The 15112-nt window shown below is 61.0% G+C and carries 15 protein-coding genes; 8 read left to right on the top strand and 7 right to left on the bottom strand.

Annotation, left to right across the window (positions count from 1 at the left end; genetic code table 11):
* Positions 1 to 67 precede the first annotated feature (67 nt).
* Positions 68 to 982 carry a LysR substrate-binding domain-containing protein gene (locus ACQUTP_RS00480; protein WP_004204026.1) on the bottom strand — a complete coding sequence of 305 codons (915 nt, stop codon included), beginning with the start codon at positions 980 to 982 and terminating at the stop codon, positions 68 to 70.
* Positions 983 to 1470: 488 nt separating this feature from the next.
* Between ACQUTP_RS00480 and ACQUTP_RS00475 the strand changes: the two genes are divergently transcribed.
* From ACQUTP_RS00475 to ACQUTP_RS00460, 4 genes are read left to right on the top strand one after another with little or no spacing between them, the layout of a single operon-like run.
* Positions 1471 to 2991 carry an amino acid ABC transporter permease/ATP-binding protein gene (locus ACQUTP_RS00475; protein WP_032455927.1) on the top strand — a complete coding sequence of 507 codons (1521 nt, stop codon included), beginning with the start codon at positions 1471 to 1473 and terminating at the stop codon, positions 2989 to 2991.
* A 26-nt stretch (positions 2992 to 3017) separates the two neighbouring features.
* Positions 3018 to 3890 carry a phytanoyl-CoA dioxygenase family protein gene (locus tag ACQUTP_RS00470; protein WP_163619097.1) on the top strand — a complete coding sequence of 291 codons (873 nt, stop codon included), beginning with the start codon at positions 3018 to 3020 and terminating at the stop codon, positions 3888 to 3890.
* A 23-nt stretch (positions 3891 to 3913) separates the two neighbouring features.
* Positions 3914 to 4744: an ABC transporter substrate-binding protein gene (locus ACQUTP_RS00465; RefSeq protein WP_004204023.1), complete on the top strand. Its 831-nt coding sequence runs from the start codon at positions 3914 to 3916 to the stop codon at positions 4742 to 4744.
* 5 nt (positions 4745 to 4749) lie between these two features.
* Entirely contained in the window at positions 4750 to 5481 is a 732-nt protein-coding gene (locus ACQUTP_RS00460) for a class II aldolase and adducin N-terminal domain-containing protein (RefSeq protein WP_017898742.1), read from the top strand.
* Positions 5482 to 5499: 18 nt separating this feature from the next.
* Here ACQUTP_RS00460 and ACQUTP_RS00455 read toward each other — a convergent pair whose 3' ends face one another.
* Together ACQUTP_RS00455 and ACQUTP_RS00450 are read right to left on the bottom strand one after the other, a co-directional pair.
* Positions 5500 to 6390, bottom strand: coding sequence for an oxidoreductase (locus ACQUTP_RS00455; RefSeq protein WP_080935754.1), 891 nt, complete (start codon positions 6388 to 6390; stop codon positions 5500 to 5502).
* A 124-nt stretch (positions 6391 to 6514) separates the two neighbouring features.
* Entirely contained in the window at positions 6515 to 8014 is a 1500-nt protein-coding gene (locus tag ACQUTP_RS00450) for an aldehyde dehydrogenase family protein (protein WP_048294657.1), read from the bottom strand.
* A 235-nt stretch (positions 8015 to 8249) separates the two neighbouring features.
* Here ACQUTP_RS00450 and feaR point away from each other — a divergent pair, with 235 nt between their 5' ends.
* Entirely contained in the window at positions 8250 to 9152 is a 903-nt protein-coding gene (gene feaR / locus ACQUTP_RS00445; RefSeq protein ID WP_428902321.1) for a transcriptional regulator FeaR, read from the top strand.
* Here feaR and ACQUTP_RS00440 read toward each other — a convergent pair whose 3' ends face one another.
* From ACQUTP_RS00440 to ACQUTP_RS00430, 3 genes are read right to left on the bottom strand one after another with little or no spacing between them, the layout of a single operon-like run.
* Positions 9153 to 9476 carry a YdbL family protein gene (locus ACQUTP_RS00440; RefSeq protein ID WP_004204018.1) on the bottom strand — a complete coding sequence of 108 codons (324 nt, stop codon included), beginning with the start codon at positions 9474 to 9476 and terminating at the stop codon, positions 9153 to 9155. It lies immediately after the preceding gene.
* A gap of 7 nt (positions 9477 to 9483) precedes the next feature.
* Complete coding sequence (locus ACQUTP_RS00435) at positions 9484 to 9669, bottom strand: YnbE family lipoprotein (protein WP_049116249.1); 186 nt, start codon at positions 9667 to 9669, stop codon at positions 9484 to 9486.
* Entirely contained in the window at positions 9666 to 12305 is a 2640-nt protein-coding gene (locus ACQUTP_RS00430; protein ID WP_428902320.1) for a YdbH family protein, read from the bottom strand. Before ACQUTP_RS00430 ends, ACQUTP_RS00435 begins: the two co-directional genes overlap by 4 nt.
* A 206-nt stretch (positions 12306 to 12511) precedes the next feature.
* Here ACQUTP_RS00430 and ACQUTP_RS00425 point away from each other — a divergent pair, with 206 nt between their 5' ends.
* The 3 genes from ACQUTP_RS00425 (at position 12512) to hslJ (ending at position 14714) form a co-directional block, all read left to right on the top strand.
* The gene (locus tag ACQUTP_RS00425) at positions 12512 to 13012 is read left to right on the top strand and encodes a DedA family protein (RefSeq protein WP_004204015.1); all 501 of its coding nucleotides are present in this window, start codon (positions 12512 to 12514) and stop codon (positions 13010 to 13012) included.
* A gap of 148 nt (positions 13013 to 13160) precedes the next feature.
* Entirely contained in the window at positions 13161 to 14150 is a 990-nt protein-coding gene (locus ACQUTP_RS00420; protein WP_004204014.1) for a 2-hydroxyacid dehydrogenase, read from the top strand.
* A gap of 123 nt (positions 14151 to 14273) precedes the next feature.
* Positions 14274 to 14714 carry a heat shock protein HslJ gene (gene hslJ / locus ACQUTP_RS00415; protein ID WP_069135590.1) on the top strand — a complete coding sequence of 147 codons (441 nt, stop codon included), beginning with the start codon at positions 14274 to 14276 and terminating at the stop codon, positions 14712 to 14714.
* Between the two features lie 31 nt (positions 14715 to 14745).
* Here the strand turns inward: hslJ and ACQUTP_RS00410 are convergent, their stop codons facing one another.
* Complete coding sequence (locus tag ACQUTP_RS00410; protein WP_004140155.1) at positions 14746 to 15009, bottom strand: putative hemolysin; 264 nt, start codon at positions 15007 to 15009, stop codon at positions 14746 to 14748.
* Positions 15010 to 15112 lie beyond the last annotated feature (103 nt).

The following is a 15112-nucleotide window of genomic DNA, read 5'->3' as shown; positions in this document are numbered from 1 at the left end:
GAATAGAATTTTACGAGGCTGATTGACGACAAAAAAAATAACGCCTGCCGGATCGACAGGCGTTATTTCAGCCGTGAGAGGGGGTTAATTCGATACTGCGGCAATAATCCATAAACAGTTGCGTTGGCCGCGTCGGCTCATTATTAGCGAGATGCGCCATAATTAAGGTTGAGGCGGGCATATCGTCGGCAATATCCCGCTGCACCACCCTTTCACCATCGTAGGTCATATCGCAGCAGGGCCGGGTGACCAGCACCGAAAAACCGAGTCCCTGACCGACCATACAGCGCACCATTTCGATAGAGGGTGAGCTGTAAGCTACTTCCGGGTGATAGCCTTTTTCCTTAAAGATGGAGATGAAATAATTTTTGCTCGGGACCGCATCAAGGAGGATCATCGGCTCGCGGCTCAGCTCCTGCAGCGTCACCTGCGCCTTTTGCGCCAGCGGATGCGCGGCGGGCAGCAGCGCGTAGGGTTTATGCGGGGCGTTAAGCCGTTCTTTATTGATCGAGTGGCCAAGCTCCAGATCGTAGACCAGCGCCAGGTCAAAGCGGCCGCGGTGCAGGCCATGCATCAGCTCATGCTGTTCGCCGTCATACAGATGCAGCGTAATTTCCGGATAGCATTTCTTAAATCCAGCCACCAGCTTCGGCATATACAGCGGAGCTACCGATTCAAAGCAACCGATGGAGATCATGCCAGAAACCAGCTCTTTATCCGCCCGCGAATTCTGCTCAAATTCCCACGACAGGCGCAGCAGCTCCTTCGCTTTATCGTAGATCCGCCGACCGCTGGACGTGAGCGAGACGCCCTGCGCGTGGTGGCGAATAAACAGCTGCTGGTCGAAGGTGCTCTCCAGATTCTTAATGGCAATGGAAATCGACGGCTGCGCAATGTGCAGCTGGCGGGAGGCCTCGGCGATACTCTCCGTCTCCACCACGGTGACGAAATATTTGAGCTGCTTCAGGGTAAATCGGTTCATAGCATCACCATTGATAAAATATGGTCCGGCGCACGCAGGAAATAGTTTTCCTCTAAGTCCCAAGCAATCCGCGTGCCACCCGCGAAAAATGGCGGCGCATTGCCCGCCAGGGGGCGATATTATTTATTCTCCTCCCGCGCCGGCACGGTTTATTTCCGCTTTTGCACCATCATGCAACACGCTGCACATTGAGCAGGCAGCGGTCGCCCCAGTTTCGCGCAAAATAACCTGCCTGCATAAAATATCGTTATTCAATTGCAGCTATTGTTTTTAAATTGTTTACGCAAAGTATCCTGATAATCACTTTAAATTCCATATCGTTAATAACGCTGTATAGTTTTTTTAAACTTAAAGACCAAAAATTTACTAATTGCCTCTGAAAGCATCCTGCCAGCATAGTGTATTCGCACGATGAACACCGGCGGCTCCCCATTAATGCACAGCCGAGCCGCTTTCATTTAGGTTAATTATGACGAGTGAAATAGCCCATGACGTTTAACTGGAACTACATGTTAAGCCTGCTCAGCGATGCCGATTTTTGGTGGGCCACCTGGACCGTCATTAAATTAAGTCTGCTGACCTGGGGCTGCAGTATTGTGCTCGGCTTTATTCTGGCGCTGGCTAAACAGTCGCCGCGCGGCTGGTTATCCACCCCTGCCCGGCTGTATATCTGGTTATTTCGCAGTATGCCGCTGCTGGTCCTGCTGATTTTTGTCTACAACATGCCGCAGGCGCTGCCCTCCTTCGCGCCGGTGCTGAACGATCCCTTCTGGGCCGGCCTGCTGGCGATGGTCCTCAGCGAAGCGGCCTATATTGCCGAGATCCATCGCGGCGGGCTGCTCTCCATCCCCCGCGGGCAGAGTGAAGCCGCGCGGGCCCTGGGTTTACGCTACGCCGGGATCCAGTGGCGGGTGATCATTCCCCAGGCGCTGCGCGTCGCCCTACCGGCGCTGGCCAATGAGTATATCGCCATCGTGAAGCTCAGTTCGCTGGTGTCGGTGATCTCCCTGACCGAAATATTGATGGTCGGCCAGCAGCTCTACTCGCAGAACTTTCTGGTCATGGAGACCATGACCGCCGTGGCGTTTTATTACATCTTTATCGTCACGGTGTTCGATTTTCTGCTGAAACGTCTGGAGAACTACCTCGATGTCACCCGACGCGACACCGCCCGGCCGGTGGATGCCGAGATGCAGCAGTTGGCGACCGCCCGGCGCCCGGCGATGGCGCGCAGCGTCTCCCAGGGCCAGGAGCCGGCGCTGCAGGCCTCTAAGCTGCATAAGGCCTACAACAATGTCGAAGTGCTGGGGGCGGTGAGCCTGCAGATCCAGCCCGGCGAAGTGGTCTCGGTTATCGGCCCGTCGGGCTCGGGGAAAACCACCCTCATTCGCCTGCTAAACGGTCTTGAGCAGATCGATAACGGCGAAATTCAGATTAACGGCCAGCCCTTTATTCATCTCGACCGTCAGGGGCAGCAGAAGCCGCGCTTTATGGAGAATGCCGAACACCGTCTGAATATCGGCATGGTGTTCCAGAGCTTTAACCTGTTCCCGCATCTGACCGTGTTCGGCAATCTGCTGCTGGCCCCGCGCTATCACCATCTGGCGAGCGACACGGAGCTGCGCCAGCACGCCTGCGAGCTGCTGCACAAGGTGGGCATGCTGGAACACGCCTGGAAGTATCCGCACCAGCTCTCCGGCGGTCAGCAGCAGCGGGTGGCGATCGCCCGCGCCCTGATGATGCGTCCGCAGATCATGCTGTTCGATGAGCCCACCTCGGCGCTGGATCCGGAAAAAGTGAATGAGGTGCTGCAGGTTATCGAATCCCTGGCCCACGAAGGCATCACGATGGTGATCGTCACCCACGAGATGAATTTCGCCTTCAAAGTGTCTGACCGGATCGTGTTTATGGAGAAAGGCCGGGTGGTGTGCGATGACACGCCGCAGGCGATGCGCAGCGGGCAACACCCGCGGGTCGAGGCCTTTCTGAAAGATGTTTCTCTGGCTTAATTATCGGGACGTGAAGAGGAAAAACTATGATTGCGCAGTGGCAAATTGAGCAGTTTCATCAGCAGGGTTATCTGGTGGTCGAAGGGGTGCTTTCCGCCGCCGACATCGCCACGCTGCAGAGCGATTTCGACGGCTGGGTCGAGGAGAGCCGCCGTCACGCGACGGCGTGGGGAGAAACCCTTGACGGGCGGCCGCGTTTCGATATCGAACGCGACCATGCTCCCGACCATCCGTCGCTGCGCCGGGTCGCCTCCCCGACGGAGATCTCCGAGGCCTATCGCCATACTGCGCTGAATTCGCGGATGGCGACCATTGCCGCGCAGCTGATCGGCGGCAACGGCACCCGTTTTCACCACAGCAAAATTAACTCCAAGCTGCCGCACACCGCCACCGAGGTGAAATGGCATCAGGATTTCCTCTTCACCCCGCACAGCAATGACGACATTATCACCGCCCTGCTGATGGTCAGCGAGGTGACTCCTGAGAATGGCCCGCTCAATGTGGTGCCGGGCAGCCATCAGGGGCCGCTGTGGTCCCACTGGCAGGAGGGTCGCTTCACCGGGGCGGTGGATGACGAGGTGGTGACGGCTCACTGCCAGCAGCCGCAGGCCTGTTTTGGCCCGGCGGGCTCAGTCTGCTTTATGCATACCCGCCTGCTGCACGCCTCCAGCCCCAACGAAACCGCCCTGCCGCGCACCCTGTTCATCAGCGTCTACGCCGCCGAGGATGCGCTGCCCTTCGGCGAAAACCCGCTGCCGAGCCGCCATGCCGGCCAGCTGGTGGCCGGGGAAGAGAGCGGTCTGGTGCGCAGCACCAATAACCAGCTTCGCCTGCCGCAGAAGCCGCGCGGCGCTTCGTTTTTTGTTCAGCAGGCCGGTGCCGATCGCGCCAGCATCTAATTCGCCCACACTCCGGAGGTTTTATGACACGCTTTTTCGCACCACGCCCGCTGGCTCTGCTGCTCTGCGCAGCGGGGGCTCTGACATCCCTGAACGCGCTGGCCTTCCAGCAAAGCGGCAAGATCACCGCCGGTTCGGACATGACCTTTTTCCCTTACGAGTACATGGAGAACAACAAACCGGCGGGGTTTGATATTGAACTGCTCGACGGTCTGGCGAAGAGCATGGGCCGCGAGGCGGTGAATATCGACACCCGCTTCCCCAACCTGATCCCCGGACTGCAGGGCGGGCGCTTCGATATCACCAACTCGTCGATGTACATTACCGCCGAGCGCCTGAAGGTGATCGACATGGTGCCGTACCTGAAAAGCGGGGAAGCGATCCTCGCCCGCAAAGGGAGCGACTACCAGCCCAAGACGCCGGAAGACTTCTGCGGGCATAAAATCGGCTCGATGGGCGCCACCTCGTGGCTGGCGCAGTTGCAGAAGCTTTCCGCCGACTACTGCGTGAAGAAAGGGCTGAAGCCAATTGCGCTGAGCGTCTATACCACCGACCCGCAGACCACCCAGGCGCTGCTGTCCCGCGCAGTGGATGCGCAGATCACCGACGCCGCCGTGGCGCGCGGGGTGGTGGAAAAGCTGGGCGACCGGGTGGCGATCTCCTCTGACACCCTGATCTATCCGGTGCTGAACGGCTTTGGCGTTAAAAAAGGCAACACGGAGGTGAAAACCGCCCTCGAACAGGCGCTGAAAAAATACAGCGCGACGCCGGAATATGCCGCCTTGCTGAAGAAATATCACTTCCAGGCGCCGACGGCAGAGGATCTGCAGACCCTGATGCCGAAAGCGGAGTAATGCCCATGCGCGATTCCGATGAAGAGCAGATCCGCATCGACCTGGCGGCCACCTTTCGCATCATTGCCCATCTCGGCATGCATGAGGCGGTGGCCAACCATTTCAGCGCCGCGCTCTCCGCTGACGGGAAAACGTTTTTACTCAACCCGAAGTGGAAACACTTTTCGCGCATCCGCGCCAGCGATCTGCTGGTGCTGCACGCCGATGATGAACGTTGCGCCGCGCGACCTGACGTCGATGCCACCGCGTGGGCTATTCACGGGCAGATCCATCAGCGACTGCCTGACGTGCGGGTGGTGCTGCATCTGCACCCGGTGTACACCACCAGCCTCGCCTGTCTGGCGACGCCGCAGATCCTACCCATCGACCAGAACACGGCCCGCTATTTTAAGCGGGTCGCCGTCGATACCCTGTACGGCGGGATGGCGGACACCGCGGCAGAAGGCGCCCGGCTGGCGGGGCTGCTGACGGATAAACGCCGTCTGCTGATGGGCAACCATGGGGTGCTGGTGACCGCCCCGACTATCGGCGAAGCGTTCGACGATATCTGGACCCTGGAGCGCGCCTGTCAGATCCTGATCACCGCCTGGTCAACCGGCCAGCCGCTGAAGGTGCTGTCGGACGCGGTGGCGGAAAAAACCGCCCAGGACTGGGAGAAAATTGCCGATTTCTCCCGGCAGCACTTTGCCGAGATGAAGCAGTTGATGATCGACCTCGATCCCTCCCTGGTGGATTAACCCCGCGCCAGCCCGGGGTCAGCCCGGGCCGTCGCTGGCCGCCGCCAGCAGCGGCACGATGATATCGCTGAGCGGCGTCGGTATGCCGTGTTGACGCCCGCGACGCTGTACCACCCCGTTACGAATATCCCACTCCAGCGGTCGGCCATGCAGGCGATCGATCATAATAGAGGTGCTTAAGTCGGCAGGCGCCCGATGAAAGCCGGCGATGATCTCCTCCGGCACACTGTCGCTCAGGACGGCCCCTTCCGCCCGCGCCACCTGCAGGCATTCGCGCAGATAGGCCAGTCCGAGGGCGGTGATCTCCTCCCGGGCGAACATCCCGGCGCGTCGTCCGGTCAGCACCATCAGTCCGGCGACGGCGTTCTGCAGCAGTTTACGCCAGGCGACGCTGGTAAAATCCGCCGCCAGCTCCACCGCGCAGTGGGTTCCCGCCAGCGCCTGCTGCACCCGCTCCGCCCCCGGCAGATCCGGCAGCGTTAGTCGCGGCGCGGCGCGCAGCCAGACCGAAGCATCGGCGTCGCGCTGCGCCGGAAACCAGACCACCGACGGCAGCACCGTCGCGCCGCCGGTCAAAGGGGCAAACTGCTGGCGCTGCTCGACGCCGTTTTGCAGCACGCACACCACGGTGTCTGGCGAACACAGGGCCGCCAGCCACGGGGCGATGGCCTCCGTTTGGGTGGCCTTCACCGCGACAAACACCAGGTCGAAGGGGGCGGCTATCGCCGTCGGGTCGGTGAGCACCGGGCCGGGCACCACGATCTTACCCTCATCAGTGCGCAGCACCAGCGAAGAATGGGCAGTGCGCCCGCAGACCACCGGCGCCCTCCCCACCGCAAACAGGGCGGCGGCGATCGTCGTACCGATGGCGCCGGGACCAATTAGTGCAACTTCAGGAAATGCAGTCATGCCGAAGACCTCCTCATCATTCTCCGCCCTGCGCGGGCAAAGATTGCCCTCCACAGTAGCGAGAAAGAGCGGAGGTCGGCAAGCGGGACGTCGGGAAAAGCGATGCGCCTTCCCCGACGGAGGGCTAGTAACGCACGCAGACGGATTTGGTTTCGCACCAGCCGTCGAGCCAGTCCGGGCCGAAATCGCGACCGGTGCCGGACTGCTTCATGCCGCCGAACGGCAGGTTGGCGTCAATCAGGGTATGACTGTTGACCCATACCGTCCCGGCCTGCAGGCGATCGGTATAGTTGAGAGCCTGGGTCAGGTCGCGGGTCCAGACGCTGGCGGTCAGGCCAAAATCGCTGTCATTGGCCAGGCGCAGCGCCTCCTCGCCGTCGGCCACCCGCACCAGGTTCACCACCGGGCCAAACACCTCCTCGCGGGTGAGGCGCAGTCCGGCGTCCGGGTTAACCACCAGCGTCGGCGGAATATAGTACCCCCCCGCATCCGGTCCGGCGCTGCCGCTGATAAGCTCCGCCTTCTGCTGTCGGGCCTCTTCAAGGTAGGCCGCCACCTTGTCGCAGTGGGCCCGGGAGACCACCGGGTTGATCTGCGCCGTCTCCAGCATTCCCGGCCCTACCTGCAGCGATTTCACCGCCTGCTCGAAGCCGCTGACCAGGGTGTCAAACAGCGGCGCTTCAATGTAGATCCGCGAGCTGGCGGCGCAGACCTGCCCCTGGTTAAGGAAGCTGCCGGTCATCAGCCCCTCAATGACCCACTGGGGATCGGCGTCTTTAAGCACAATCGCCGGGTTCTTGCCGCCCAGCTCCAGCGTCACGCGGGTCAGGCGGTCGGCGGCCACCCGCGCAATCTGTTTCCCGGTGGCCGTCGAGCCGGTAAAGCTCACCTTCGCCACCTGCGGATGGGCGGTCAGCGCCGCGCCGCAGCCGGCGCCGCTGCCGGTGACCACGTTGAACACCCCGTCAGGAATGCCCGCCTGGGTCGCCAGCTCCGCCACCCGCAGCAGGGTCAGCGGGGTGGTTTCTGAGGGTTTAATGACGATCGAACAACCCGCCGCCAGCGCCGGCATCACCTTCCACATACCGATCATCAGCGGGAAATTCCACGGAACGATGCCCGCCACTACCCCCACCGGCTCTTTTTTGGTCCACGCCTGATAACGCGCCCCTTGCGGGAACGGGATCGAGACGTCCAGCGTCCGGCCGCTGATTTTAGTGGTCAGCCCGGCGGTGTAGCGCATCCAGTTCAGGGTGCAGCCGACCTCGAAGGCGCGGGAGATGGCGATGGATTTACCCTGCTCGAGGGTTTCCAGCTGCGCCAGCTCCTCGCCGTGCTGCTCCACCAGATCGGCAAAGCGCAGCAGGATGCGCTCGCGGTCGGCCGGGGTGCGCCCGGCCCAGCGGCGGTCGACGAAGGCACGCCAGGCAGACATCACCGCCCGGTCAACATCCGCCGGGCTGGCGTCGGCGGTGGTGGCGATCGCCTGCCCGGTGGCCGGATCCCAGACGGTTAACCGGTTTTCGCTCTGCGCGGCGCAGGGGGCGCCGTCGATATACAGGCCATGCTGACGGTCTAAAAACTGCTGGACGCTGGCAAGCAGCGCTATCTGAGAGGTGGACATACCCTTTCCTTATTCTTCGCGGATAGTGCTTTCAGTCTATGTCCGGTTGGCGGCTGGCGCTTTTTTCTCTGTGACATTCGTTTGCGCCGCTGTGACAGTCGCCGCAATTCCGTCGCCTGCCCTGACAGAAATGTGCCGCAGGTAATAGTTCTTTCATATACCCGACATCGCGCCCTTGCCTGAGGCGGCATAAATGCAACAATGCAGAAACATTATTATTACAGGAGAAGGGCGAATGATGACCACGGCTGAGGGGGGGCTGGCGTACCAGCGCTGGCTGGCGACGATCAATCAGGTCTGCGGCCATTTCGCCGCCCGGCCGCTGGAGGGCCGCTTTCACGGCGAGATTGACGCCCGCTACGCCGGCAGCCTCAAGGTCAGCACGGTCACCGCCGCCGGCGTCAATCTCTACCGCACGCGCAATGAGATAAAACGCGATAACGACGCCTGGTTCTATACCGTGTTTCAGCTCGCCGGCGAAGCGGTGATCGAACAGGACGATCGCCAGGTGACCCTGGCGGCGGGGGATATCACGTTGATCGATGCCGCCCGCCCGTGCTCTATCGTTTGGCGGCAGACCTCGCGTCAGGCTTCGCTGCTGCTGCCGCGCCAGCGGGTGGCGCCGACGGGCGAGATAGTTACCGCCTGCCGGCTGGATAAGTCTCTGCCGATGGTGCAGCTCAGCCAGCGACTGCTGCTGGAGAGTATGGGCGGCACGGCGCTCTCCGCCAGCGAAAGTGAAGCGGCGCTGGAGGCGATCGCCTGCCTGTTGCGCCCGGTGCTGCGCCAGCATGAGCCGACCCCGTCCCGGCGGGACAAGCAGTTTCAGAAGATAATAGCGTTAATCGACGCATCCATTCAGTCGGAGCATCTGCGGCCGGAGTGGCTGGCCAGCGAGATGGGAATGTCGGTGCGCAGCCTCTATCGGCTGTTTGCCGACAAAGGGCTGGTGGTGGCGCAGTATATTAAGAACCGGCGGCTGGATCTGTGCGCCCGGGCGTTACAGGACGTCCACGATGACGAAAAGCTGGCGGGGATCGGCTACCGCTGGGGCTTCAGCGACCATAGCCATTTCTCCACCGCCTTTAAGCAGCGCTTTGGCGTCTCGCCGGGCGAATACCGCAAGCGCTGCCGCTAATTATTTGCGCAGCCACTGGCCGTTTAGCCCCTGAACGTACTCGCCGGGTTGAGCGCGGGCAACCAGCTTCTGTCCGGCCATTTTCGCTACCTCATCCACCGGCAGATTGTTGTCATCCGCCAGCTGCTGGTAGCTTTCACTGCGCGCGGCGTTGATCTGTTTCACCAGCGCCAGCGTCTCTTTATCCTGACGCAGCGGCGCCAGATAGCCGTTCAGCGTCTCCCCCACCCGCCCCTGCTGGCGCGCTTCGCTCAGGGTTAACGCCAGCGCGGGCGCGCTGAGCAGAGTCAGCGCCAGCGCCGCGGTTAACAGTCGTTTTCTCATCGTCGCCTCAGAACAAATCGCTGCGGGATTTCAGCAGGTTTTCCACATCCTTATCGACCTTGATATGGATCTCATGCTCAATTTTGACATTCATATTGATGGTGATGGGCTCTTTCGACGCCGCAATTTCGATACGCGGCGTACAGCCGGCGAGCAGCATCGACGCCACCAGGGCCAGTAACAGCTTCTTCATTTAGGTTCCTTACATGTCTTACCGTCCGTACAGCGCCGCACGGGCAGCGTGGCATTTTGCTCAAGCCACGCCTGTAAATTGTCGCCGAAGCGTAAACTGCGCCACAGATCGAAAATATTCTCCTCATGAGCGTAGTTTAAATGCACGGTACTGCTTTTCCCGTCCACCCGGCTGGTGCCGTTGATGGCGGCCTTAAGCGTCAGCACGCCCAGATTGTTCAGGTTAATCTGCGTCGATGAACGGGAGATCTCCATATAGCGCAGCCAGTTGATCGCCGCCCCGGCGGAGACGTTGTCCGCCACCAGCGCATCGGCGGTGTCTTTATCCAGCCGCAGGGTCATCGGTCCGTCATTGCGCAGCCAGCCGTCGTGGATAATCCATTGATTGTTCTCCAGCCACAGCGGCAGCGCGCCGCTCACCGCCCCGGACATGGCGAACTGCTTCACCTTGACCGCGCTGGTCAGTTCGCTGCTGGAGATGTGCTGCAGACGGATCAGCGCCGGGTCGCGCTGCGGCATGCGCAACTGCAGCAGGGTCAGCTTGCCGCCTAACAGGTCGACGCTGACGTCGCTAAGCTGCAGTGGATTGGCCTCGCTCCACGGCCAGGTGCCCTGCAGGTCCGCCGTCAGGTTGCGCGCGGTGACCTGGTTGACGATTTCGCCAATGCGCAGGGAGACCGGACGGCGGGTGCCCAGCTGCCAGTGGCCGTCGCTGAAGCGGAACGGCAGAACGAAGTCGACGCCGTTGATCTGGTTATCCGGCATCCAGGCGCTGCCGCCCTTCAGGACGCCATGGCCGCCTGCCTCAAATCCCTGCCCGGCTGCCGCCGAGAAGGCCACCTGCGCATAGAGACTGCCTTCGCGCAGGTTCATCTTCCAGTCCGGCGGCACCAGCGGCTGGAATACCGTCAGCGACTGTTTTGGCCACCACGCCTGGCCGCGCAGCCGTTCGCCATCCCAGCGCCCGGTCAACCGCACCGGGCCAATGGTATCGGCGTGCAGCGCGCCGGTGAACTGGAACCACGTCGGGTCCCGGCCGTCGAGGGCGAATTTCAGCGTCGACGCCGGAAGATAGCTGCCGCCGGTGAAGGTAGTTTTTGCCGCATCCAGCGACAGCGCGCCGGTCAGCCGAGGATGCTCAGCATCGCGCAGCCAGCGGATCGGCTGCTCGAGGGTCAGACGCGGCGTGCTGACCCGCATCGTGCCGTACTCGAGCTTGTCGAAGCCAGTGGAGAGGCTGCTCAGCGTAATGGCATTGTCCCGCCACTCACCGCTGCCCTTCACATCCCAGCGCGCCTGCATCGGGGTGAAATGCCCCTCGCCCCAGTAGCGCCACTGCCAGCGGCCGCTGTCGGGCAGAAAATCGTTCGCCAGACCGTCCAGATGCAACGTAAAGTCGCCCATCTGCTGCTCATGGGCGCGGAGGATCGCCTGCAGGCGGCCATCGACGCCCTGCTGCGTGACCTTTACCCCGGCCAGCGGCCAGCGAATTTCGTCAATGTTCAGCGCGTCGATCACCCGCCCGCGCGAACGCAGCAGCGCCCCGGGGTGAAACGCCAGCTGCGGGCTGACCAGCGACCCGCTGAGCTGGGCCGGCAGCGCGGCGTAAAAGATCATCTCCCCCAGCTTGGCCTCGCCGGTGAGTCGCAGCGGCAGGTCGCTGTTATCCATGCTCAGCTTGCCCGGACCGATATTCAGCACCGCGTTGCCTTTTCCGGCATGCCCCTCGGTGAGAACATTCAAGCGACCGCTGACGATCATCTGTTCCGTGCCCTGCTGCCAGTTACCCACCGACAGCGCCACGCGGCCGCTCAGCGGATACGCCTCGTAGCGGGTGCGCCAGCGGCCGTCGCTGATGGTGATCCGCTCCGGAGTGATCTCCCACGGCAGGTCGAGAATGGGCTCCACCTCGCCGCGCGGGGTGACCAGCAGCTGGCCGCGATTATGCTGCCACGTCAGCTCGGCATCGATCCATTCCGCAGTCTGCGGGAATTCGAAGGTGCCCTGCATCTGGCCATCGACCGGCAGGCCATCCGGCACCAGCGGCAGATGGAAGGTCCCCACCAGCTTCACCGGCGGCTGATCGTCAGCCAGCCGGGCGCTGAACTGGCTGACGGTAAGCGCCTGGCCGCGCAAGCGCGCCTGCAGGCTCAAATCGTTACCGGCAAAGCCGATATCCTGCTGCGCAGGGGTCAGTGACATCACCAGCCGCCCCTGCCATTTTTCCCACGGCGACAGCCGCAGGTTATCAATAGTTAACCAGCTGTAGGGCAGCATCGATTGCCATTCGGCAAGGGTGCGCGGCGATCCGGGCGTGGGATCGCTGGCCGGCAGTTTGCTCAGGCAGGCGCTGTTGATGTCAAGTTGGCCAATATGCAGCCGCCAGCGGCTGGGGCGCGAGAGACGGGAATCGGTCACCCTGGCGAGTTCACACTCGCCCACCAGATAGCGCAGATCGGGGATCAGCAGGGCGGAACGCGTAAGACGCGGGCTCTCCTGCATAGCGATATGAGTGCCCACGGGCAGCCAGATGCCCGCCAGCGTCGGCACCCAGTGGGTCAGCGTCAACAGCAGGGTTAGCGGCAGTAACACCAGCGCTAACACCAGCGCGATGGCGGCTTTATATTTACCCTTCATGGGCAGTTAATATCCTGATTCAACATAAGTAAAAGCCGAAAGGCGCCCATTGTGACACGTTCGACCAGTGAGTGAAAGTTTGCGACCTGTTAAAGCATAGTTGCCAGCCGGTATCGCGGCGCGGCGATCGGCCGTCACCATTTAACTTTTGTTTAAGCACCCCCTGCCACACTCCAGAAAGATAGGTATTGCTTGCGGGAGAGACGGTGTCGTTAATTATCTCGCTCATTGAGAGCGCACAGGGCCACTATCCATTGGTATTACTGATGGTTTTCTTGCTCACTTTCACTAAATCCTGCGCGCTGGTGTCGCTGGCCATCCCGGGCACCTCCGGCCTGCTGCTGCTGGGGACATTCGCTTCCGCCAGCCTCGGTCATTTCCTGCTAATGTGGTCCAGCGCCAGCCTCGGCGCCATCGGCGGATTCTGGCTCTCGTGGTGGTTGGGCGTTCGCTATCGTCACCGCCTTACGCAGTTACGCTGGCTGACCGCCGAGCGGCTGGCCCGCAGCCGACTCTTTTTTCAGCGCCGAGGGCTGTGGGCGGTCTTTTTCAGCCGCTTTCTCTCTCCCCTGCGCGCCACCCTGCCCCTGGTCAGCGGCGCCAGCGGCCTGCCGCTGTGGTCGTTTCAGCTGGCTAACGTCAGCTCCGGTCTGCTGTGGCCGTTTCTGCTGCTCTCCCCCGGCGCGTTAAGCCTGAGTTTGTGGTAAAAAAAACTTTGTCTTTCAAAGAGATTCCTCAAATTCGCGATATGCTCTAGAATTAGGATAAGCACCTGCCATTTAAACTATTTTTTAATAATTGTACGATTATTTTAAATATGCTACCGTGACGTTATAATCACTGGAGAAAAGTCTTATGAAAATCGCGGTTTACAGTACGAAGCAGTACGATAAAAAGTACCTGCAGCACGTGAATGATACCTACGGCTTTGAACTGGAATTCTTCGACTTCCTGCTGACAGAGAAAACCGCCAAAACCGCCAACGGTTGCGAAGCGGTATGCATCTTCGTCAATGATGACGGCAGCCGTCCGGTGCTGGAGGAGCTGAAGGCCCACGGCGTGAAGTATATCGCCCTGCGCTGCGCCGGGTTTAACAACGTCGACCTCGAGGCGGCGAAAGAGCTTGGCCTGCGCGTCGTGCGCGTCCCGGCCTACTCGCCGGAAGCGGTGGCTGAGCATGCGATCGGCATGATGATGTCGCTTAACCGCCGCATCCACCGCGCCTACCAGCGTACCCGTGATGCTAATTTCTCCCTGGAAGGCCTCACCGGTTTCACCATGTATGGTAAAACCGCCGGGGTGATCGGCACCGGGAAAATTGGCGTGGCGATGCTGCGGATCCTCAAAGGTTTTGGCATGCGTCTGCTGGCGTTCGACCCGTACCCAAGCGCCGCCGCGCTGGAGTTGGGGGTGGAATATGTCGACCTCGCCACGCTGTACAAGGAGTCGGACGTGATCTCCCTGCACTGCCCGCTGACCGACGAAAACTACCATCTGCTCAATCGCGGGGCCTTCGATCAGATGAAGGACGGAGTGATGGTGATTAACACCAGCCGCGGCGCGCTGATCGACTCCCAGGCGGCCATCGATGCCCTGAAGCACCAAAAAATCGGCGCGCTGGGGCTGGACGTTTATGAGAACGAACGCGATCTGTTCTTCGAGGACAAATCCAACGACGTGATCCAGGATGACGTCTTCCGTCGTCTCTCCGCCTGCCACAACGTGCTGTTCACCGGCCATCAGGCGTTCCTCACCGCCGAGGCGCTGATCAGCATTTCGGAGACCACCCTGGGCAATCTGCAGCAGGTCGCCAACGGTGAAACCTGCCCAAACGCTATCGTCTGATTCCTTTCCCTTTTGTGCTCCTCTCCCCGGGGGGAGCACATTCAGATAATCCCCACAGATCCCCGCTGCGATACCGTTACACTGGCTTTGTTTTATTAGTAATGTGAATGTTTTGGAGTGAAAATGAACAAATTTGCGGCATTACTGGCGGCAGGGTTGCTGCTGTCCGGCTGTGTCTATAACAGTAAGGTGTCCACCGGCGCGGAACAGCTACAGCATCATCGTTTCGTGCTGACCAGCGTCAACGGCCAGGCGGTAAACGCTGGCGACCGGCCGCTGGAGCTGAGCTTCGGCGAGAAGATGGCTATTACCGGCAATATTTATGTTTCGGGCAATATGTGCAACGGCTTCAGCGGGGAAGGTAAGGTGTCGGACGGCGAGCTGAAGGTCAAATCGCTGGCGATGACCCGGATGCTGTGCCACGATGCCCAGCTTAATACCCTTGATGCGACCATTGGTAAGATGCTGCGCGAGGGCGCGCAGGTCGATCTGACGGAAAACCAGTTGACGCTGGCGACCGCCGACCAGACGCTGGTCTATAAGCTCGCCGACCTGATGCACTAGCCGGCGTTTTGAGCCCGCTGCGGGGCTGCCATTAATAGCCGCAGCTTCCGCCCGCCAGCGCCTGCTCGCTGCAGCGTTTACCGTTCGGCAGCGCGCACATGCCAATCGCTGAACCATCGAGCTGACGAGCCACCGATAACGAGCCGCCTATCATGGCGCAGTTGGCCTGACCGGCGTCGCTCATTGCCGCCCGCATTCCTGGCGTGACGTGCGCCGCCGTGGCCTGCTGAACGGGTTCACTACTGCACGCCGACAGCAACAGCGCCGCACATCCCACTAACATCGCAGCTCGCATTTTCTCTCCCCTCGGAAACGTCTTAAAAAGCAAACCCAAGAATAATAGGCAGCGTGGCGCGCGGCGTCGAGAGGGGAAGTACGTATTTATGCGTCTCATTAAC

The organism is Klebsiella sp. 2-CIP_Kleb. (genome assembly GCF_050378715.1).
GTDB lineage: Bacteria > Pseudomonadota > Gammaproteobacteria > Enterobacterales > Enterobacteriaceae > Klebsiella > Klebsiella quasipneumoniae.
Note: the sequence above shows the minus strand (reverse complement) of the source record. Positions and strands in the feature narration are given on the sequence as shown.

Coding starts and splice junctions, on each gene's coding strand:
- ACQUTP_RS00480 (WP_004204026.1), bottom strand. CDS start 982: ATGAACCGATTTACCCTGAAGCAGCTCAAATATTTCGTCACCGTGGTG.
- ACQUTP_RS00475 (WP_032455927.1), top strand. CDS start 1,471: ATGACGTTTAACTGGAACTACATGTTAAGCCTGCTCAGCGATGCCGAT.
- ACQUTP_RS00470 (WP_163619097.1), top strand. CDS start 3,018: ATGATTGCGCAGTGGCAAATTGAGCAGTTTCATCAGCAGGGTTATCTG.
- ACQUTP_RS00465 (WP_004204023.1), top strand. CDS start 3,914: ATGACACGCTTTTTCGCACCACGCCCGCTGGCTCTGCTGCTCTGCGCA.
- ACQUTP_RS00460 (WP_017898742.1), top strand. CDS start 4,750: ATGCGCGATTCCGATGAAGAGCAGATCCGCATCGACCTGGCGGCCACC.
- ACQUTP_RS00455 (WP_080935754.1), bottom strand. CDS start 6,390: ATGACTGCATTTCCTGAAGTTGCACTAATTGGTCCCGGCGCCATCGGT.
- ACQUTP_RS00450 (WP_048294657.1), bottom strand. CDS start 8,014: ATGTCCACCTCTCAGATAGCGCTGCTTGCCAGCGTCCAGCAGTTTTTA.
- feaR (WP_428902321.1), top strand. CDS start 8,250: ATGATGACCACGGCTGAGGGGGGGCTGGCGTACCAGCGCTGGCTGGCG.
- ACQUTP_RS00440 (WP_004204018.1), bottom strand. CDS start 9,476: ATGAGAAAACGACTGTTAACCGCGGCGCTGGCGCTGACTCTGCTCAGC.
- ACQUTP_RS00435 (WP_049116249.1), bottom strand. CDS start 9,669: ATGAAGAAGCTGTTACTGGCCCTGGTGGCGTCGATGCTGCTCGCCGGC.
- ACQUTP_RS00430 (WP_428902320.1), bottom strand. CDS start 12,305: ATGAAGGGTAAATATAAAGCCGCCATCGCGCTGGTGTTAGCGCTGGTG.
- ACQUTP_RS00420 (WP_004204014.1), top strand. CDS start 13,161: ATGAAAATCGCGGTTTACAGTACGAAGCAGTACGATAAAAAGTACCTG.
- hslJ (WP_069135590.1), top strand. CDS start 14,274: ATGAACAAATTTGCGGCATTACTGGCGGCAGGGTTGCTGCTGTCCGGC.
- ACQUTP_RS00410 (WP_004140155.1), bottom strand. CDS start 15,009: ATGCGAGCTGCGATGTTAGTGGGATGTGCGGCGCTGTTGCTGTCGGCG.